Genomic DNA, 18,851 nt, shown 5'->3' with positions numbered 1-18,851 from the left:
CGCCCCACGCTGCCCAGGGGCGTTGCAACCGGGGCGCCGCACGGGCGCCCCGGGTTCTTTCACGGCTCGCGTGGTGGCAGGTCCAGTGCGCCCGCGCCCGGGCCGGCCCCCAGCTCGGCCCCGGTGGTCGGCCGCGCTTCCGGGTCGGAAAGCGTGCGCAGGGTCATGGCCTGCACCGCCGCTTGTTCGCGCGGGTCCAGGTCCACCGTGCCGCCGCCGTCGCCACCATCCACAGCGGCCTGTGCCTCGCGGTCGCTGACCCGCTCCCAGAGCTCGCCGCTGTTCCAGCTGCCCTGCAGGTCGTCGGCGCCGTCGCCCTGCGACATGTCCATGTACAGATCGGTGAACGCGGGATCCCCCGGCAGCTTGCCCGGCGGGAAGTTGGGCTGGATGCTGTGCAGCGCCTTCTCGAATGACTTCATGTGCGCGATCTCGCGCGTCATCAGGAAGCGCAGCGCATCCTTGATGCCCGGGTCGTCGGTAACGTTGATCAAGCGCTCATACACCAGCTTGGCGCGCGCTTCGGCCGCGATGTTCGAGCGCAGGTCGGCGGTGGGGTCGCCGATCGAGTCGATGTAGGCGGCTGTCCACGGCACCCCACTGGAATTGACCAGCGCGGGGCCGCCACCGTACAGGATCTGTTCGGTGTGGCTGGTGCTGTTCTGGCCCAGCAGCCGCATGTCCTCGGCCTCGGCAAGCCCTTCGGACTGGATCGCCCTGGGCCCGCGGTTGAGCATGGCGATGATGGTGCCGATGATCTCCAGATGGCTGATCTCCTCGGTGGCGATGTCCATCAACAGGTCCTTGCGCCCGGGGTCGCATTCGCCAAGTCCCTGGGTGAAGTAGCGCATCGCGGCGGCCAACTCGCCCTGTGGGCCGCCGAACTGTTCAAGCATGAGACTGGCGAGCTGCGGGTTGGATTCGCGCACGCGTACGGTGTACATCAGCTTCTTGTGATGAAGGAACATGGGGTTTCTCCAATGGCGGGCGTGGGCGGGTGTTGGGGTCAGCGCTTGGCTTGGGCGCCCGGCGTTTCGTCGCGATTGAGGAATGCACCGACCAGGCCGTCCTGGTGGTCCTCCAGCCAGCGCGCCATGGCGATCTCTTCCTGCAGGATCTGGCCGCAGACCGCAGCGATGTCCGGTGCTGCGGCACGCTCGGCAGCGATCACCAGCGCCCGGTAGGTGGCGATCTCGGTATTCTCGAAGCCGAACGAGAGGCCTACGCTCTTGACCACCTCGTCCTCCATCAGACTGGTGCCCGCCGCGTGGAGGGCGGCAGTCATGCTCGCGAACAGCCCCTTTGCAGTCGGCACGCTTCCCCCAAGCGCCTCAATGCACTCGCGCAGGGAAGCTGCCTGCCCCTGCGTCTCCTGGACGTGCTGGCTGACGCGTGCGGCAAGCTGGGGATAGTTCTCGATCCGCGAAGCCATGGCCTTCATCATGGTCTCCGCTTCCTGTTCCATGGCGTAGGCGTCCTGCAGCCACTTCAGCAGGCGCTCGCTTCGGGCGTTGTTCTGGTCTGCCATCTCGATCTCCGGTGCGGGGCAACATGCCTCCGGAGACCATGGTGGAGCGGTGGCAATCACCGCCTTGTCGGCCGCTGTGATCCGCCGAAGCTCGGCGCTGCACGCAGCGCTGATGCGGCGATAACATCCGAGTCCCCTTGCTGGACCCGGGCGCTCTCAGTTCGCCAAGGCGCTGGATACGCCTGCGTTGACTGCAGGGCGCTGGCGCCTGGCGTTGGAGGCGCCCGCGCCCTCTGCCGCCATCACGGCCTGCATGACCCGATGTTCAGCACGATGCGCGCCGCCGTCCACGCCCACGACATAGACAAAGCGCCCATCAAACTTGGCCTGTGCACCGTCCAGGGTGTCGTCGGCCAGCAGTGCTCGCTTCAGCGACTTCATCCAGGTCCGCTCAGGCGTACGGTCCAGTTCCACGACGATGGCAGCGCCGCCGCAGTCGAGCGGCATGCACTCGATACGCAGCACGCCAGGAGAGGCCGCTTCGGTTCCGGATTGAGGCATGACAGAAACTCCGATACAGGGGTCGGCGGCAGTATCCACAGCGCATGCCAAGAAGCCGTCAACGAAATCCATAACGCCTTCCACGCCTCCTCCACGAGGTTGGCCACGCGCGCGGAGCTTCGCGCCGGACTGACAATGCACACGCAGGATCTTGATGCAGCACAGCAGAAACTGGTGTTCCCAGGACAACACAGGCATGCACGCATGCAATCCGCAACCGACCAGCGCAGATGCAACCTGCTGCTGGTGGAAGACCAACTCGACCTGGCCGCACTCATGGAGCACGCACTTGAGGACGTCGGCGATCAGGTGACGCATGCCTACAGCGTGTTCGACGCTCTCGGGCTGCTGGACACCCAGCGGTTCGACGGTGCCGTGCTCGATGTCGAACTTCGCGACGGTGTGGTCTTTCCCGTCGCTGATCGTCTGGCAGAACTCGGCATCCCCTACCTGTTTGTCTCTGCGGTCTACGACCAGCTGGTGCCGCAGCGCCACCGGCGCGCAGCCTTCGTGGCCAAACCGTTCCATGTGAGTCAATTGCAGGACACGGTCCGGCGCGTGCTGGGCGATACCTGCGCGCAGCCGCCCGCGCATTGACTCCATACACCCGTCAACCCAGGTGCGGGGCCACCACCAGGCTCAGCTGGCGTAGCGCGCCACCACGGGAGAGCCCATCCCAGTTGCTGCGCGCCACGCTGCGGATCTCGGAGGCATCGACCCACAGCAGCCGCATTGACCAGTAGGGAAAGAACCGGCCGGAAACCCTGCCCCGGCCAAGCTCGATCAGTTCGCAATGGCTCCGGGCACTGAGGATGCGGCTGTACACCACGTTGATGCTGTCTTCCGGTCCCTCGATGTACTGGAGGAAACGGAGCCCGTCATAAAGAAGCACACCCGTAACGCCGGCTTCGAAGTTGAAGCGGGCGGCGGCCCTGGCGAGGTCATCCACATGGTCCATGGAAAGCCCCGATGTCGCCTCACTTGCGTAGGCGACTGCACGGAGGGGCACATTCGTTCCTTCTGACGCAGGAAATTTCCTGCTCGTCCATCATCGCTTCGCGGAGGTAGGCAGGGATGAGGGCCTTCGCAGCCTGCCCTGTCCCAACGCTCTCCTCAACCGCACGCTCCGATAACACGGGGCGCTTGCGTGACGGAGTGGCTGACCCTCAGGTGATCAGGGCGGGTGCTTCCGCGCCAGATCGCTTGCCACCCAGCGCCGCCAGATAAGCGGAGAATCCGCCTGTAGCGCGCCCCTGCAGACGCGCACTGGTCATCACCACGGGAGCGCCTGCCCATCGCACCACCGCACCGCAGCGTTGCAGCGCTCTGACAAGCGCCACGTCTTCACTACAGTGCAGGGGAGCAAAACCGCCAACGGCCCGATAGGAACAGGCAGAGACGCCGAGGTTGGCACCGTGGATGCGCGCATGATGGTCGCCCCACTGCTGTCTTGCCTGGAATGCCCTGCGAAGGCGCCGTTCACTCTGGCAGGTCGTCGCTATGTCCACCAGTCCGCAGAAAGCGTCACAACTGCCCTGAACCTGTGCGGCCAGCCACTCGGGAGGCACCTCACTGTCAGCGTCCGTGCTTGCCAGCCACCTGGCGCCCCGCCCCAGCAGTTCAGCAGCGGCTGCGGCCCGGGCGACACCGACGCAGCGTGCATCCAGCTGTACGCTCCCGACCCGGTATCGGTGGCAGATGGTGCCCGTTGCATCCGTACAGGCGTCCAGCGCGACCATTACCTCCACTGCTTCGCCGCCGAGGCCTGGGTGCAGGGCCGCCACCCGGATGGATTGCAGGCACCGCGCGATACTGTCCGCCTCATTGTGGGCGGGTATCAGGACGCCTATCACCGCAAGCCCTCGTTCCGGGCCAATGACAAGGGGCCCCGTGTCCATCCCTGAAGCACGAAGTCCGCATCGCGGTAGTGGAAGGCTTCCTGCAGGCCTTCCCCCAGGCATCGATGCACCACCTCGGTCCGGCTCGCGCGTCCCGGGAACGAGGGCAACCAATGGCAGGCGACCAGCAGGCCGTCATCGCGAAGGGCTTCATCGATGCCACCGCGCAGCTCGCGCAGTGCGCCTGCCCCCAGGTAGTAGCCCATTTCGCCGCAGACGATCAGGTCGAAGCGTCCTGGCGGCCATTGCTCGGGATGGCTGGCGCAATGGACCTGCACGTGCGGCAGATGGGCCAGGTTGCGGCGCGCCTGGAACGCCGCACGGGGACTGATGTCGGTTGCCAGCAGGCGTTCGCAACGTGCCGCCAGCGCCTCGGTCAGTACGCCGTTGGAACACCCCAGTTCCCAGCCGCGAGCGAACTGGCGCTGGCTGAGGCTTGCCAGCAGCAGCGCGCGCTTGCGCTCTTCATACCACCGGCTGCGGTAGCCGAACGGGTCCTCCTGCTCATGCAGGTCATCAAAGTACGGTTGCGCGCTCATGCCAGAAACACCTCGTAGTTTCGGAAGAATCGGGCGAGTACATGTGCGGGCAGCACCGGCGGGCTGTTCAGGCCCGCCACGTCGCCCGTCTGCGTCCGGAAATGCGCGATCGCGTTTCGTTTTGCGGACGCCACCGCTGAAATGTCGATCAGCTTCGGAGCCTCCCACGCCATATGTGCGCAGGCAGGGTCAAGCCAGTGCCAGCCCCACACCGGGTACTCCAGCCGGTGGCAACCGGCCGCCCGCGCGGCGCGGCAGGCAGCGCGCCCTGCGGCTTCGTGATCGGGGTGGCCATCAAACCGCCATGGCGCCAGGACCAGATCGCGCGGTTGCAGATACTGCTGCAGCCAGCCTTCCAGCCCCTGCTCGTGCGCGCTGACCGCGCCGTCGGCGATACCCAGGTGGAAGATGGAGCCGACCGGAATACCGAGTTCGCCCAATGCCGCGGCAAGCTCCGCTCTGCGCGTTGATCGCAGGCGTTCGGGCGTCCACCACGGCTCGCCCGGATAGCATGCTTCACCGTCGGTCACGGCAACGACACTGACGTCGATACCCTGCCCCACAGCGTGATGCAGCAGCCCGCCACAGCCGAGTATTTCGTCATCCGGATGCGGCGCGACCACCACCATGCGGTCATGCCTGCTGCAGAGTGCGGTTGCCGATATGGTCGGTTGCTGCCAGAGCCAATCGCAGTGCAGCCAGGCCTGCTCCTGGGTTCCTTCCCCTTGCAGGGGGGTCCTGGCTACAGCGCCCATGTCGCCTCCTGTGCTGCACGCTGCTCGCCCAGCCATTCCCAATCGCGATCGGCGTGGCTCTGGCGAAGGAACACGGTCAGGTCCGCGCAGCGCCGGGCATGGGAGGCCTCCAGGCACATCGGGCCCGGGCCCAGCGCGCGACCCGCCAGGTCCAGCACACGCGTTGCCGCACGCTCGACCACACAGCGCAGGCGCACCACATCTTCGCGATGGGCCAGTTCGGGCGCGGCGTCGATGCGCGCCGCCAGTTCGCGAAGCAGCGCGGCAGCCGGGCCCAGGGCGAGGTCCACTTCACCCAGCAGCCGCGCGCGATTCCCCTCGGTGCAGGCCGGTCGCATGCGCTCGGCCAATGCGGCCGCTGCGCCAAACCAGACCGCCGCGATGCCTGCCCCGCCATGCCAGAAGCCTGGGCGCTGAAGGTAGTCATCGCGCGTCCCCAGGATCACCATCGGTGCGCCGTCAAAGCGCACCGTGGTGGACGGGATTGCGGCCATGCCCACGGCGGGCCATGGCTCGCCTGCAAGTGTGTGCCAGTGTTCCGCCGCCACCTGGCATAGCCACACGCCCTGCGCGTTGCGAACCGTTACCAGTGCCGAATCCACCCATGCGCTGCCGGAACACCAGGGTTTGTCACCGTACAGTCCACCGCCGGCATCGATGCGAACGGTGTTGGCCGGACCCTCTGCAGCCCACACCGCCAGCAACGTGTCTTCAGCATGGATGGGCGCCTTCAACTCGGCAGCAATCGCTTGGGCGTCATAGTGGGCCTCCAGTACCTTGGCCAGGCAGAGATCCTCTGCCCCCCAAGCTGCCAGCGCCTGCCAACGCTGCAGCGTCTGGCCGCCCCCGGGCAAAGGCAATGCCGGTTGCTGTACCAGCACCTGGCGTGCGCGATTGAACAGCGAAGAGGATGACGTCACATCCTGCATGGGTGGCAGACCTGCAATGGAGATACGCCATGAACGTAGGCGGCAGGCAGTCACATGCCTGTCTTGACGGCGTGGCGGGCACATGAATACCCGGTACCGTGATCCTCACGGACCCGTCTGCATGCGTTGCTCTCGTGCACGCACGCACTGCCGCAGTTCCCACAGCCATGGCAGCACCACCAGGCCCAGTGCCGGCAACAGGGTGAACCACCAGACGTCTGGTGCTGCAGGTTTCACTTCGAGCGACCACCGGGGGTGGACCTGCCAGCCGACCCAGCCCAGCAGGACCCACGGCGCGGCATCCAGCACACTGTGCACATGCTGCTCCGCCGGACTGATGCGTCTGCGGCCGTCTGCGCTGACGGTGTCCAGGTATCCGGCGACCGCGTGTGCGATGACCAGAAGTGCCAGAAACGTGAGGAGCGACAACGTGTTTTCCAGCAGCAACCACGCCAGCACGCCGCTGCCGATCAGAAGCAGCTGCACCCCATGCAACAGGCTTTCGCGCATCGCGGAGGTGTGTGGAAGGTCGGTCCGGCGGTGAAAATGGAAGTCCAGCGAACCGGCCACCAACCACAGTGCGTACACACAGCCCACGACAATCGCACTCATGGCGCCACGCTCACGGTGTCAGAACGATCTTGCGGCAGTCGTCATCCTTGGCATCAAACATCGCATAGCCCTGCGCTGCATCGGCCAGGCGCATCCGGTGCGAGATGATGTCACCCGGGTCCAGCTTTCCTTCCATGATTGCGTCCAGCAGCTCGGGCATCAGCCCCTGGACATGGGTCTGCCCCATCTTGAACGTCAAGCCCTTGTCGAACGCGTCGCCCAGCAGGAAACCGTGGATGAAGCCGGCATAGACACCGGGGATGCTGACCACGCCGCCGCGGCGGGCCGCTGCGATGCACTGCCGGATCGCCACCCCGCTGCTGCCTTCCAGTTTCACGGCGGTCAGCGCTGACTCCAGCGCACTGCCTTCGGCCTCGAAGCCTACGGCCTCGATGCAGGCGTCTACGCCGCGCCCGCTGGTCTGGGTCAGGATGTAATCGGCCGGGTCCTCGATTTCCCTGAAGTCGATGGGGGTCACCCCGTAGGCGCGACGCGCGTAGTCCAGGCGGTAGCGAAGATGGTCCACCATGAAGATGGTCTCGGCCCCCAGCAGCCGGCAGCAGGCTGCGCTCATCAGCCCCACCGGTCCCGCACCGAAGATGGCCACCGTCGAGCCTGCCTTCACCCCTGCGTTCAACGCAGCCTGGTAGCCGGTGGGGAGAATGTCAGACAGGAACAGCACCCGCTCATCAGCAATGCCTTCCGGAATGCGCAGGGGACCCACATTCGCCTTCGGTACACGCACGAATTCGGCCTGCCCCCCGGCCACGCCGCCATACAGATGGCTGTAGCCGAACAAGGCGGCCGGAGGCAGTATGCCCTTCTGATTCAGTGCGGCGCCCTTGCCCGGATTTGTGGTCTCGCAGGCGGCATACTCGGCCAGCCGGCAGTGGAAGCACTCGCCACAGGCAATCACAAACGGGATCACCACGCGATCACCGGGTTTCACCTGGGTCACGCCGCTGCCGACCTCTTCCACCACGCCCATGAATTCGTGGCCCAGCACATCGCCATCGTGCAGGTCAGGAATCTTGCCGCGATAGAGGTGCAGGTCCGAACCGCAGATGGCGGTGGCGGTCACCCTCAGGATCAGATCATCCTCGGCCGCCAGTACCGGGTCCGGCACGGTCTCGACGCGCACATCCTTGCGGCCGTGATAGGTCAATGCCTGCATCGCGGTTCTCCAGAAAGATCGGAACACCAGCATCGCAGGGCACTCCTCCTGCTGCGGTGACATCCGGGTGTGCGCAGCGTTCATTCCGCGGCGTCGTGGCGTTAACCCGGACCGGTGCAGGCTTCAGGTTCTCGCCGCAGGAGCTGCCCATGAACGACAAGCTGCCTTTCAATCCAACCACAGACGTGGACGATCAGTCGAAGGCCCATACGCCGGACAAACGTCGCAACGACCAGGCCAGGTGGAAGGACCACGACATGCCCGACGATGGGGACGGCCCCAAGGCGGCACCGGAGGACTACGAGCGCCCTGATCCCGATCCGACGGGGAAGCGTTGAGTCCGCCTCACATTCCGGATGCGCAGCAATCACGAGGCAAGGCCCTTTGCCCACGCAAGCTTCATGGACGGTCTTTGGAACAGCCTGAACGAGGTGTTGCATGTGGAAACGCAACGGTCTCTCGCTGGTGCTGCTTGCGCTCACGTTGGTGTTCATTGTGGGGCAGGCAGTTGCAGGGCATCACGTGCACAACCAGGAACTGGTCGAGCACGGACGCATGCCGATCGATTTCTGGCACTACCTGGCTACCGGGCACTTCGTCAGCGCTACGTTCGAGAATTGGGAGAGCGAATTCCTGCAGATGGGGATGTACGTTCTGCTGACGGTCAGCCTGCGCCAGCGCGGTTCGGCCGAATCGCGGCCGCTGGACCCTGCGCAGGAACAGAATCGCATCGAACCCGGCTGCACGCCCTGGCCGGTCAGGCGCGGTGGCCTGTGGAAGGTTCTTTACGGTCATTCGCTGGCGATTGCGTTCGGGCTGTTGTTCCTGTTCAGCTTTACGCTGCATGCATTGGGAAGCTGGCGCGCCGAGGAGGCCGAACAGCAGTTGAAGGGATTGCCGCCGCCAGGCTTTGTGGAGCACCTCGCCAGCAGCACATTCTGGTTCGAATCCATGCAGAACTGGCAAAGCGAATTCCTGGCCGTGCTGTCTCTGGTGGTGCTGACGATCTTCCTGCGCCAGAAAGATTCGCCGCAATCCAAGCCGGTCGAGGCGCCACATACCCAGACAGGAGATTGAACCATGGCAGATGATCCGTCGACTGCCTTGCTGATCATCGACATGTTCAGCCGTTTCGATTTCCCGGGCGCGCAGGAGCTGGCGCCCGCGGCAGAGCGGGCGGCCCGGCAGATCCGGCGCCTGAGGGATCACTTCGACGAACGCGGGTGGCCGGTCATCTACGCCAATGACAACTTCTCGGATTGGAAGCGCGATTTCCGCCAGCAGGTGGAACAGTGCCGGCGTGACGGCGGTCCGGCGGGGCGAATTGCCAGCCTTCTCTCACCTTTGCCCGGTCATTACTTCGTACTCAAGCCCAAGCACTCGGCGTTCCTCGCCAGTCCCTTGCCGATTCTGCTGGCCAAACTCGGAGTGCGCCGCCTGTGCCTGAGTGGCATGACGGCCGATTCGTGCGTTCTGGCCACCGCGCTGGATGCCAACGCCAGAGAGTTCCACGTCGTGTTGGCACCGGAGATCGTGGCGGGGCTGCCATCCCGGAAGCGGCGCGCACTGGCGCTGCTGGCTGATTCGGGCGCAGCCAGGATCGCGCGGCTTTCTTCGCTCGTCTCCGGGCAGGAAGCAGGATGGCGCTGAAGGCAGCTCAGGCCCGGTCGGCTATACCCTGTACGCCCGCATGACCGGCGCAATGTGCACAGCAGAAGATCTGGCCATTTCCTTCAACGCCATGCCCGATAACCGCGCATTCGCAGTGTGCGCAGCGGGGTGCGAATGCGTGGATCGCGCACTCGAACGAATCGAACGTGCCGCTGCGCCCGCCCTGCTGCAGGGTAAAGCTTTTGTCGTAGTAGTTGCCGCAGACATCACAGGTAGCCATGGGGCACCTCGTGCTGTGGAAGGAACATGCAGTGTGGACAGCGCGGGTGTTGGTGGCCGTGAATGCACCGTGTCGCGAGGGTGTAGGGCGTTCGCGTCGTCACCACGCAGCCGTCGCAGCAAACGGCTCCCGCTCATCCTCCAGCGCCCGGCCCAACGCCCATGCGGGCGCGCGCCTTTGATGGCCGCTGCATCCGTTCGAGCTCACACGCCGTAGGAAAGATGCCCGCGCTGTGCGGGTCATCCAGAAAGGAATGCACCGTGAACGCTCTTCAGCGCATCACCGCCGCAGTCGGCTTCGCTGTACTTGTTTCGGCCGGCTCCAGCGCTTTCGCCGCCAACACCGTAATGGTGGGCGGGGCAGAAATGTACCCGACCAGGACCATCGTCGAAAATGCCGTCAATTCCAAGGATCACACCACGCTGGTCGCAGCGGTCAAAGCAGCGGGCCTGGTCGACACTCTCAACGGCGCCGGCCCGTTCACTGTTTTCGCGCCCACCAATGCGGCCTTCGACAAGCTGCCTGCGGGCACTGTCGGTACGCTGGTGAAGCCTGAAAACAAGGCGCAGCTGACACGGATCCTTACCTATCACGTTGTCCCGGGCAACTACAGTTCCGCCCAGCTCCTGGCCGATGCCCGCAAGCACGGCGGCAAGGCCAGCCTCAAGACTGTGCAGGGCGAGCCTCTCACCGTGGCGCTCCACGATGGCAAGCTCTGGGTCATCGGTGCAAAGGGTGGCAAGGCAGGCATCAGCATTGCCGACGTCAACCAGTCCAACGGCGTCATCCACGTGGTCGACACCGTGCTGATGCCCAAGTAAGGGGCTCACGCGACGGGCATCGGGCGCGATGCCCGTTGCCCGGGTGGGCCACCCGCCGGGCACCCTGCGGACCTCCCGCGCATCCCGCAGTGGCAGGGGCTACCACTCCGGCCCCAGCAGCTTCACTACTTCGGCTTCAAGTTTCTGCGCGGCCTCGTCCTGGGAGGCGACCTTGATGCACAGCCCCGACTGCGCCGGCCCCGGCATCAGCTGGTAGCGGTTGATCATGATGTTCAGAGCACGTGGACGCGACAACGGCCTGGATGCCCGCGTCCGTCACGGAACGCGCCGGGCCGCATCACTCGCTGCACCGGTCCGCGCGCTATGATGCTGCGACCCGGAACCTGCGATGTTTGCAGCGGCCGCCCGTCCGCTGATCGCGCGCGCCAGGACCCCCTGCGCCGGGGTCGCTGCCGGTGCCGCTGAAGCCCCACTCCATGCTCGCCCCCCAAACCCCCCTCGTGATCTGGGCAGCGGTCGCCGTTGCCACCATCGGCCTGCTGTTCCGTCCTTTCCGCATCCCCGAATATGTGTGGGCGTTGTGCGCTGCCGCCCTCTTGCCGTTGATGGGCGCGGTGTCGCTGCACACCGCATGGGGCGCGGTGGCCGAAGGCCGCGACGTCTACCTCTTCCTGGTCGGCATGATGATGCTGGCCGAACTGGCGCGGCGCGAAGGCCTGTTCGATTGGGTGGCGTTGTACGCGGTCCGGCATGCGGGCGGATCCGGGCGACGCCTGTTCGACCTGGTATTCCTGGTCGGCACGCTGGTGACGGTGTTCCTGTCCAACGATGCAACGGCCGTGGTGCTGACCCCGGCGGTCTACGCCGCCTGCAAGGCGGCGCGCGCCAATCCCCTGCCCTACCTGTTCGTCTGTGCATTCATCGCCAATGCGGCCAGCTTCGTGCTGCCTATTTCCAATCCGGCCAACCTGGTGGTGTACGGCCAGCACATGCCGCCGCTGCTGCAGTGGCTGGCGCAGTTCGCGCTGCCATCGGCGGCGGCGATCGGTGCCACCTATCTGGTCCTGCGCTGGGTGCACCGGCGCGAGATCGCCCAGCCGCTGGTGGCCGCGCCGGTGCATCGCCCGTTGACCGACGGCGGCCGGCTGAGCGCACTGGGCGTGCTGTTCACCGGCACCGTGTTGCTGGTCACGTCCGCCTTGAACGGGCCATTGGGCCTGACCACGTTCTGCGCGGGCACGCTGACTGTGGCGGTGGTGGCGATCCGTCAGCGGCGCAGCCCGCTGCCACTGCTGCGCCACGTGTCCTGGGGCGTGCTGCCGCTGGTGGCGGGACTGTTCGTGCTGGTGGAAGCGGTGGCGCAGACCGGTGTCATCCAGACTGCGGCCAGCGCGCTGCAGGCCGTGGCGCAGGCGTCTCCCCGCCAGGCCAGCTGGCTGGCCGGTGGCGCGGCTGCGCTGCTGAGCAACGTGGCCAACAATCTGCCGGTCGGCCTGGCCGCCGGTTCGCTGGGGCAGATGGCCGACCTGCCGGCGCAGACCCGTGCCGCATTGCTGGTCGGCGTGGATCTGGGGCCCAACCTGTCGGTCACCGGTTCGCTGGCGACGATGCTGTGGCTGGTGGCGCTGCGCCGCGAGGGCGAGCATGTCAGCGCGCTCGACTTCCTGCGTGTCGGCGCGCTGGTGATGCCACCGGCGTTGATCGGAGCATTGCTGCTGCTCTGATCGGCGCGCGAGTGGCATGCGCTTCTAGAAGGCCACCTGCAGGCGGGTATTGAAGGTGGTGCCTTCATCCCTGCCCTGGCCGGTGCCGCTGCGGTTGCGGGTCTGCCAACGGATCGCCTCGAACATCACGCGGCTGAAGTCGTTGAGATACCAGTTCGCACCCAGCGTCCACGCGTGGCCGGTACCGCCACTGGGCAGCTCGGCATAGTCCACGTCCTCGTAGCGCCCTTTCAGTTCCCATGCCCCGGCGCCGCCGCGGGTGACAGGATCGGCCACCTTGACCCGGCCCCAGGTGCCGGCCTTGCCCGAATAGGCCGGCCTTGCACCGGCCAGGAACCAGCCAGCCGAAATCGCCCAGGCCTGGTGGTCCAGATCGTAGCGCCCGCTGGCGTCGGCCCCGCGCAGCTTGCGCGTACCCCATTCGCCGGTCGCCCAGGCCGGCCCGAAGAAGCCTGCCAGTTCCGCGCCATGGGCCGTGCTGCGCTCGGCGCCCAGCAGTGTGCCCGGCGCGATCTTGACCAGGTCGTTGAAGTGCCCGGCGATGGCCGAACTGCGGACGACGCCGCTGGCGCCTGCGGCGATCTCCTCGTGGAAGACCCAGGCCCCCAGGTGCACCGTGACCGCATCGTTGGCCACCGGGTTCCAATGCACGCGCGTGGCCCAGGTCTGGCTGTCGTTGTCGGTGCCGGTGTTGTTGAGATCGTTGCCGGCCACCGACAGGCTGGCATGCCAGTCCTTGCCGTACACGCGCTCGGTCAGGCCGACACCGAACAGGCCGCGCTGCGGCAGCATCAGCGTGCCGACCACGTTGCGGTCCTGGAACGGCGTGTTGGACGTGCTGCTGGAGCCGTCGATACCCCGGTCGTTGAGGCGGTTGCCCACGGTCAGGTCGGCCGGCAGCCCGAACAGGCGGTGGTCCACGGTGGCGTAGACCGACTTCCACGCCACCGCGTTGTCGGCGAAGTCACCTTCCACCGCCCAGCCGAGGATGCCGTAGCGGCCTTCGGCGCCCAACCGCACCGAGCGGATCTCGGTACCGGAGATGTTGCGGTCACTCACTGAGGACCCATCGGTGCTGGATGCGTCGACGAACAGGCGTCCGCGCGGACGGAACACCACGCTGCCATCGGCACTGCTGAATTCCGGTGCGCCCTTGGACCAGGTGACCTTGGGCGCCTTGGCCTGGCTGGATTCCAGTGCGGCAATGCGGGTGTCCAGCGCGGGAGCCTGCGTTGCGACCGCCGCGCCGGAAGTGCCGCGCCCGCCCTCCACGGCACGCAGGCGCGCCTCCAACTGCTGGATCTGCAGCGCCTGCTGCTGCACCAGGCGTGAGAGTTCGGCCTGGCTCAGTGGTGCGGGAGGGGACGAAACAGCCTGGGCGCCAACATGGCCACTGGCCAACAGCAGGCCAAGCGCGACCGGCAGCACTGCCAGCGGCAGCACGGTGGAATGATTCATGGGCTCTCTCTCCGGCCAGCCGGCCCCCTGGCCCGGCGCTGGCCTGTTGCGGTGGTGCGGGGGAAGATCGGGGGAGGAAGTGCGCGCCGCCGGATCGGTCCGGCGGCGCGGCGGGCCGGCTCAGCGCGGCCGGTTCAGCTGGTGGCCTGTGCCTGGGCGTTGGGACGCCAGGTGATCAGCTTGTTCTCGACCACGTCCAGCAGGGCGTCGATGACCAGCACGAAGGCGGCCAGGATGATGATGCCGGCGAACACGCCCACGGCATTGAAGTTGCCCTCGGCCTGCGCGATCAGGTAACCCAGGCCCGCCGAGGCCCCGAGGTACTCACCGATGATAGCGCCGACCACCGCGAAGCCCACCGAGGTGCGCAGCGAGGACAGGATCCAGCTGGCTGCTGCAGGGAAGTAGACATGGCGCAGCAGGTCGCTACGGCTTGCGCCCAGGATGCGGGCATTGGCCAGCACCACCGGATTCACCTCGCGCACGCCCTGCATGGCATTGAAGAACGTGGTGAAGAACACCAGGGTGACCGCCAGCGCCACCTTCGACCACAGGCCCAGCCCCAGCCACAACACGAAAATCGGCGCCAGCACTACGCGCGGAATTGCGTTGAAGCCTTTGATGAAGGGGTCGAGGATGCGCGCCGAGCGTCGGCTCAGGCCCAGCCACACGCCGCCAGCCACACCCAGGCCGGTGCCAATGATGTAGCCCAGCGCGGTTTCGGTCAGGGTGATGTAGACGTGCTGGTAGAACGAGGTGTCGGACAGCCAGGTCCAGGCCTGCTGCACGATCGCTGTTGGCGAAGGGAAGAAGAACGGATCGATCACGCCCAGCGCGATACCGCCTTCCCAGCCGCCGAAGACGGCGACTACCAGGGCCAGCTGGATGAATTTGTCAGTCTTGGCGTGCATAGCTCTTCTCCACTTCGCCGCGCAGGCAGGCCCAGATGTCGCGGTACAGGTCGGTGAAACGGTCATCCAGCTTGATCTCGGCCACATTGCGCGGACGCTCCAGATCCACGTCGAAGCTGCGCACCACGCGGCTGGCTGGGCCGGAGGACAGCACCACGACGCGATCCCCCAGGGCGATGGCTTCTTCCAGATCGTGGGTGATCAGGATCACCGAGCGCCGGTCCTCCTGCCAAAGACGCAGCAGCTCGTTCTGCATCAGGTGCCGGGTGTGGATGTCCAGCGCCGAGAACGGTTCATCCATCAGGATCACCTTCGGCTCGACGATCAGCGCCTGCGCCATCTGCACACGCTTGCGCTGGCCACCGGACAGCTGGTGGGGGTAGCGATGCTCGAAACCGGCCAGGCCGACCTTGGCCAGCCACGCGTTGGCCTTGGCCTTGCGTTCGGCTTCGGGCACGCCGCGGAAGCGCAGGCCGAGTTCAACATTCTGGTAAGCCGTCTTCCACGGCAGCAGCGCATCCTGCTGGAACAGGTAGCCGACCGACTCCTGCACGCCGCTGACAGTGCGGCCATCGATGGCTACTTCTCCGGAGGACGGTTTCAACAGCCCAGCCACGGAATTGAGGATGGTGCTCTTGCCGCAGCCGGTCGGCCCGACGATGGCAAGGAACTCGCCGTCACCCACCTGGATGTCGACATCACGCACGGCGGTGAATTCGCCGAAGGACATGGTCACCTTGTTGAGGGCAACCATGGTCTGTGCAGGCTCCAGCTGCGGCGCGCCGTTGAGCTGGCGCACGGTGGCATTGAGGGCCATGGGGTTACCTCCGATCACGGTTGGGCCGCCGGCGCCGCAGCGTGGGCACGCTCGACGAAGGCATTGGTGTAGGTCCTGGACAGATCGATGTTGGCCTTGGCCACATCCGTGTTGAACTCGCGCAGCACCTTCAGCGGCGTTTCCAGGTCGGCTGGCGTGAAGTGACCGTCCCGGGTAAAGATCGCGCGGGCGTTCTCCACCGCGCGGGCATAGGTGGCGCGGTCGCCGGAGACGTAGCTGTCCGGCAGCGCGGCAACGATCTCTTCGGCACTGTTGTCGGCGATGAACTTCAATGCCATCTGCTCGGCACGGGCGATCTTCTCGGCCGCTTCGGGGCGCTTGTCCAAGAAGCTCTGGTTGGCGTACATCACCGAGGTCGGGTACAGGCCGCCATAGACCTGGCGGGCGCCGTCATCGCTGCGCGCGTCGAGGAGGATCTTCCCGACCTTGCGCTCGGTGATCAGGGTGGCGGCTGGGTCGTAGTTGACCAGCAGGTCGATCTTGCCCTGCTCCAGCGCGGCGACCGCCGCAGCACCGGAGCCGACGCCGATCAGCGAGACGCTGTCCACCGGAATGTCGTGCTGAGCCAGGAAGTGACGGACGAAGAAGTCTGACGATGAGCCCGGTGCGGTGATGCCGACCTTCTGGCCCTTGATGGTGTCCGGGCGGGCCGGATCGAAGGTGGCATCCTCGCGGCCGGCCATCACCAGGCCGGAGTTGCGCGAGAGCAGCACGAAGGCCACCACGTCCTTGCCCTTGGCCTGCATCTGGATGGTGTGGTCGTAGAAGCCGACGGCCACGTCGGTGGAATTGGCCACCAGCGCCTGCAATACCTTGGAGCCGCCCTGGGCGAAGTTCTCGGTCTTCACTTCGAGACCGACATCCTTGAAATAGCCCTTTGCGTCGGCGATGAAGAACGGCAGGTTGTTGAGGTTGTAGGAGCCGACGCTGATGCGTACCGGCGCGTTGTCAGCGCTGCCCGTGGACGCGCCTTCCGCGCGGCCGCTGTTGCTGCATCCGGCCGCGGCCAGACCAGCCGCGCACAGCGCGGCCATCAAGAACTGCTTGTACATCATCCCTCCCAGGAGTGAAGCATCTACGTTGTAATGGCGGACATGCGTGTCTACGCCGGCCCGTCCGGATTCAGATCATGCCGCTGACGTCCATTGGCGGGCTTGGGTGGCACTGGCCATGGTGGGCGCGGGCGAAGTCGCGTACACGCGCCCCTCGAACAAGCGGCGCGCGGTGCGGACCACGCTGGCAATCACCGGCGAATCGTCCGAGCTGCGACTGAGGCCCACCTCCAGGGCCCCGCTCGGATGTTCGAGGGTAATGCGGCCGGGAACGGACAGGCATCCGACCAAAGTGTGGGCCAGCGTGCCCGCCGTAACGGCGGCGGTGGCCAGGCCAACCGCACCGGTAATGGCCAGCGCGGTGTGGCATTGATGCGGCATGAAATAGCGCACCTGCAGATCGCCCCCATGTTGCGGCGCCGACAGCAGCACCGGCTTCGGAATGACCTTGTTGCCAGCGTCGGCGATGCCCATGCGGGCGCCCGCCTCGATGCGCAACGCTTCCAGCCGGCGCATGAATACCGCGTCCGCGTTCAGTTCGGCGGGCGGGGCATCGCCGCGCACGCCCAGGTCTTCGGCACGCACCAGCATCATCGGCATCGCGCAGTCCACCAGGCTGACCGGCACGCCATCGATGGTCTCCTGCGCGTGCCCGCTGGGCAGCAGCTTGCCGGTGCGGGCACCTGCCGCATCAAGGAAGGAGAGCCTGACCGGCGAAGCCGAGCCCGGCGCGCCGGCAATGCGCGTGTCACCTCGGTACACCACGTTGCCGCCGGGCGTTTCCACCGTGGCGACGATCAGCTTGCCGGTGTTGACGTTGTGGATGCGCACCTCGGTCTGCGGATCCTGCGCCTGCACCAGCCCACGCTCGATGGCATACGGGCCTACGGCCGCCAGCATGTTGCCGCAGTTCGGCGAGGTATCCACCACCTGCTGCTCTACCCGTACCTGGGCGAACAGGTAGTCGACATCGGCGTCCGGACGGCTGGAGCGGTCGATGATCGCCACCTTGCTGGTCAGCGCGTTGCCTCCGCCGATGCCATCGATCTGCAGCGGATGCCCCGATCCCATCACTTCCAGCAGCAGGCGATCGCGTTCGGCGGTGTCCGCCGGCAGGTCGCTGGCCAGGAAGAAAGGGCCCTTGGAGGTGCCGCCGCGCATGAGGACGCAGGGAATGCTGAGCAGATCGTTGGACATACGTGTGCTAGATTGATGCGTATAGGGGATGAATGACCCCTCTGTGATTCGATACTGGCATGACCCCAATTGATCTGTGAATTGCTGATTTTTGGATGATTGATACCTAATGAGCATCAATTGCGAAATCCTGGATCTGCGTGCGTTCCTGCTGGTGTCGGAGACCCGCAGCTTCCATCGCGCCGCGGAAATCCTGCACGTCTCCCAGCCAGCACTCAGCCGGCGTATCCAGAAACTGGAACAGGCGGTGGGGTCGCCGCTGCTGGAGCGCACCACGCGCAGCGTCAGTACCACCGCTGTCGGCGAGAACCTGCTGCCGCTGGTGCGCCGCATGCTGGAGGAATTCGATGGATCACTGTTCTCGCTGCGCGGCCGCGAAGACACCCGCGGCGCGACAGTGACCATCGCCTGCCTGCCGACGGCGGCGTTCTACTTCCTGCCCAGCGTGATGGCGCGTTTCCACGAAGCGCACCCGAACGTGCGCTTCCGCATTCTGGATATCCCGGCCACGGAGGGGCTGCAGGCAGTGGAACGTGGCGAAGTGGAGTTCGGCATCAACTTCATGGGCGCCAACGATCCGAATCTCGATTTCGACGTACTGGCAGAGGACCCGTTCGTGCTGGCGTGCCGTCGCGATCATCCGCTGGCGCGCAAGCGCAAGGTGGAATGGGCCGACCTGGCCGAGCACCAGTTGATCACCGTGCATCGCACCAGCGGCAACCGCACGCTGCTGGATGGTGCGCTGGCGCGCGAGAACCTCAAGTTGAGCTGGCACTACGAAGTGACCCACCTGTCGACGTCACTGGGCATGGTCGAGGCGGGCATCGGGGTGTCGGTGCTGCCGAAGATGGCCACGCCAGATGGGGATCACCCCACCCTGGTGACGCGCGCGATCGGCAACCCTGTGGTGTCACGCACGATCGGCATCGTCCGCCGCCGCGGCGCCCTGCTCTCGCCCACGGCGGAGCGATTCCTGCAGATGCTGATGAGCCAGTGGCGTGGGGAGGCGTGAGCAGCCCCACAGTTCACGCACCCATCCGTTCCGGCACACTGGGCGCTGAC

At 66.0% G+C, this 18,851-nt stretch carries 24 protein-coding genes; 7 read left to right on the top strand and 17 right to left on the bottom strand.

The annotated features are described in order from the left end of the window. Nucleotides 1–59 precede the first annotated feature (59 nt). The 3 genes from RI032_RS19125 to RI032_RS19115 all read right to left on the bottom strand — a co-directional run bounded on the left by RI032_RS19125 (nt 60) and on the right by RI032_RS19115 (nt 2,227). A complete protein-coding gene (locus tag RI032_RS19125) occupies nt 60–968 on the bottom strand; it encodes a manganese catalase family protein (protein ID WP_197657340.1) in 909 nt (302 codons plus the stop codon). 38 nt (nt 969–1,006) lie between these two features. Beyond that, nucleotides 1,007–1,528: a ferritin-like domain-containing protein gene (locus RI032_RS19120; protein ID WP_134958299.1), complete on the bottom strand. Its 522-nt coding sequence runs from the start codon at nt 1,526–1,528 to the stop codon at nt 1,007–1,009. Between the two features lie 156 nt (nt 1,529–1,684). Next, nucleotides 1,685–2,227, bottom strand: a complete 543-nt coding sequence (locus tag RI032_RS19115) for a hypothetical protein (RefSeq protein WP_322547544.1) — start codon at nt 2,225–2,227, stop codon at nt 1,685–1,687. 6 nt (nt 2,228–2,233) lie between these two features. Here RI032_RS19115 and RI032_RS19110 point away from each other — a divergent pair, with 6 nt between their 5' ends. Beyond that, entirely contained in the window at nt 2,234–2,626 is a 393-nt protein-coding gene (locus tag RI032_RS19110; RefSeq protein WP_322547543.1) for a response regulator, read from the top strand. A gap of 13 nt (nt 2,627–2,639) precedes the next feature. On the opposite strand, the gene RI032_RS19105 is transcribed toward RI032_RS19110, so the two are convergent. From RI032_RS19105 to RI032_RS19075, 7 genes are all read right to left on the bottom strand, one after another. After that, nucleotides 2,640–2,987: a BLUF domain-containing protein gene (locus RI032_RS19105; protein WP_005409700.1), complete on the bottom strand. Its 348-nt coding sequence runs from the start codon at nt 2,985–2,987 to the stop codon at nt 2,640–2,642. Nucleotides 2,988–3,195: 208 nt separating this feature from the next. After that, on the bottom strand, nt 3,196–3,882 hold the full coding sequence (locus RI032_RS19100) for a glycosyltransferase family 2 protein (RefSeq protein ID WP_322547542.1): 687 nt from the start codon (nt 3,880–3,882) through the stop codon (nt 3,196–3,198). Beyond that, on the bottom strand, nt 3,879–4,466 hold the full coding sequence (locus RI032_RS19095) for a class I SAM-dependent DNA methyltransferase (protein ID WP_019337690.1): 588 nt from the start codon (nt 4,464–4,466) through the stop codon (nt 3,879–3,881). The genes RI032_RS19100 and RI032_RS19095 overlap by 4 nt, the downstream gene beginning before the upstream one ends. Further along, on the bottom strand, nt 4,463–5,221 hold the full coding sequence (locus RI032_RS19090; RefSeq protein WP_322547541.1) for a PIG-L deacetylase family protein: 759 nt from the start codon (nt 5,219–5,221) through the stop codon (nt 4,463–4,465). Before RI032_RS19090 ends, RI032_RS19095 begins: the two co-directional genes overlap by 4 nt. Then, a complete protein-coding gene (locus RI032_RS19085) occupies nt 5,209–6,150 on the bottom strand; it encodes an acyl-CoA dehydrogenase (protein ID WP_191849323.1) in 942 nt (313 codons plus the stop codon). The genes RI032_RS19090 and RI032_RS19085 overlap by 13 nt, the downstream gene beginning before the upstream one ends. 105 nt (nt 6,151–6,255) lie before the next feature. Then, a complete protein-coding gene (locus RI032_RS19080) occupies nt 6,256–6,762 on the bottom strand; it encodes a hypothetical protein (RefSeq protein ID WP_322547540.1) in 507 nt (168 codons plus the stop codon). Nucleotides 6,763–6,772: 10 nt separating this feature from the next. Beyond that, complete coding sequence (locus tag RI032_RS19075) at nt 6,773–7,936, bottom strand: zinc-dependent alcohol dehydrogenase (protein ID WP_322547539.1); 1,164 nt, start codon at nt 7,934–7,936, stop codon at nt 6,773–6,775. A 149-nt stretch (nt 7,937–8,085) separates the two neighbouring features. On the opposite strand from RI032_RS19075, the gene RI032_RS19070 reads away from it, so the two are divergent. From RI032_RS19070 to RI032_RS19060, 3 genes are all read left to right on the top strand, one after another. Beyond that, the gene (locus tag RI032_RS19070) at nt 8,086–8,274 is read left to right on the top strand and encodes a hypothetical protein (RefSeq protein ID WP_197657344.1); all 189 of its coding nucleotides are present in this window, start codon (nt 8,086–8,088) and stop codon (nt 8,272–8,274) included. Nucleotides 8,275–8,374: 100 nt separating this feature from the next. Beyond that, nucleotides 8,375–9,013 carry a DUF6766 family protein gene (locus RI032_RS19065; RefSeq protein ID WP_322547538.1) on the top strand — a complete coding sequence of 213 codons (639 nt, stop codon included), beginning with the start codon at nt 8,375–8,377 and terminating at the stop codon, nt 9,011–9,013. A 3-nt stretch (nt 9,014–9,016) separates the two neighbouring features. Then, nucleotides 9,017–9,586 (top strand): cysteine hydrolase family protein, encoded by a 570-nt coding sequence (locus tag RI032_RS19060; RefSeq protein WP_322547537.1) that lies wholly within the window; start codon nt 9,017–9,019, stop codon nt 9,584–9,586. 7 nt (nt 9,587–9,593) lie between these two features. Here RI032_RS19060 and RI032_RS19055 read toward each other — a convergent pair whose 3' ends face one another. After that, entirely contained in the window at nt 9,594–9,827 is a 234-nt protein-coding gene (locus RI032_RS19055) for a hypothetical protein (protein WP_322547536.1), read from the bottom strand. Nucleotides 9,828–10,048: 221 nt separating this feature from the next. On the opposite strand from RI032_RS19055, the gene RI032_RS19050 reads away from it, so the two are divergent. Beyond that, entirely contained in the window at nt 10,049–10,648 is a 600-nt protein-coding gene (locus RI032_RS19050) for a fasciclin domain-containing protein (RefSeq protein WP_425603808.1), read from the top strand. A 99-nt stretch (nt 10,649–10,747) separates the two neighbouring features. Here the strand turns inward: RI032_RS19050 and RI032_RS19045 are convergent, their stop codons facing one another. Beyond that, nucleotides 10,748–10,876, bottom strand: coding sequence for a hypothetical protein (locus RI032_RS19045; protein WP_261280069.1), 129 nt, complete (start codon nt 10,874–10,876; stop codon nt 10,748–10,750). Between the two features lie 209 nt (nt 10,877–11,085). Here RI032_RS19045 and RI032_RS19040 point away from each other — a divergent pair, with 209 nt between their 5' ends. Continuing rightward, nucleotides 11,086–12,333: an arsenic transporter gene (locus tag RI032_RS19040; RefSeq protein ID WP_322547535.1), complete on the top strand. Its 1,248-nt coding sequence runs from the start codon at nt 11,086–11,088 to the stop codon at nt 12,331–12,333. 24 nt (nt 12,334–12,357) lie between these two features. Here the strand turns inward: RI032_RS19040 and RI032_RS19035 are convergent, their stop codons facing one another. From RI032_RS19035 to RI032_RS19015, 5 genes are all read right to left on the bottom strand, one after another. Continuing rightward, entirely contained in the window at nt 12,358–13,791 is a 1,434-nt protein-coding gene (locus RI032_RS19035; RefSeq protein WP_322547534.1) for an OprO/OprP family phosphate-selective porin, read from the bottom strand. Nucleotides 13,792–13,925: 134 nt separating this feature from the next. Next, nucleotides 13,926–14,702 (bottom strand): ABC transporter permease, encoded by a 777-nt coding sequence (locus RI032_RS19030; RefSeq protein ID WP_005409726.1) that lies wholly within the window; start codon nt 14,700–14,702, stop codon nt 13,926–13,928. After that, entirely contained in the window at nt 14,686–15,519 is an 834-nt protein-coding gene (locus RI032_RS19025) for an ABC transporter ATP-binding protein (RefSeq protein WP_057504056.1), read from the bottom strand. The genes RI032_RS19030 and RI032_RS19025 overlap by 17 nt, the downstream gene beginning before the upstream one ends. 14 nt (nt 15,520–15,533) lie before the next feature. Next, complete coding sequence (locus tag RI032_RS19020; protein ID WP_322547533.1) at nt 15,534–16,592, bottom strand: ABC transporter substrate-binding protein; 1,059 nt, start codon at nt 16,590–16,592, stop codon at nt 15,534–15,536. Between the two features lie 75 nt (nt 16,593–16,667). Continuing rightward, the gene (locus tag RI032_RS19015) at nt 16,668–17,789 is read right to left on the bottom strand and encodes a 4-oxalomesaconate tautomerase (protein WP_322548280.1); all 1,122 of its coding nucleotides are present in this window, start codon (nt 17,787–17,789) and stop codon (nt 16,668–16,670) included. A gap of 109 nt (nt 17,790–17,898) precedes the next feature. Here RI032_RS19015 and RI032_RS19010 point away from each other — a divergent pair, with 109 nt between their 5' ends. Then, nucleotides 17,899–18,801: a LysR family transcriptional regulator gene (locus tag RI032_RS19010; protein ID WP_010485668.1), complete on the top strand. Its 903-nt coding sequence runs from the start codon at nt 17,899–17,901 to the stop codon at nt 18,799–18,801. Nucleotides 18,802–18,851 lie beyond the last annotated feature (50 nt).

Source organism: Stenotrophomonas geniculata, assembly GCF_034508895.1.
Taxonomy (GTDB): domain Bacteria; phylum Pseudomonadota; class Gammaproteobacteria; order Xanthomonadales; family Xanthomonadaceae; genus Stenotrophomonas; species Stenotrophomonas geniculata.
Note: the sequence above shows the minus strand (reverse complement) of the source record. Positions and strands in the feature narration are given on the sequence as shown.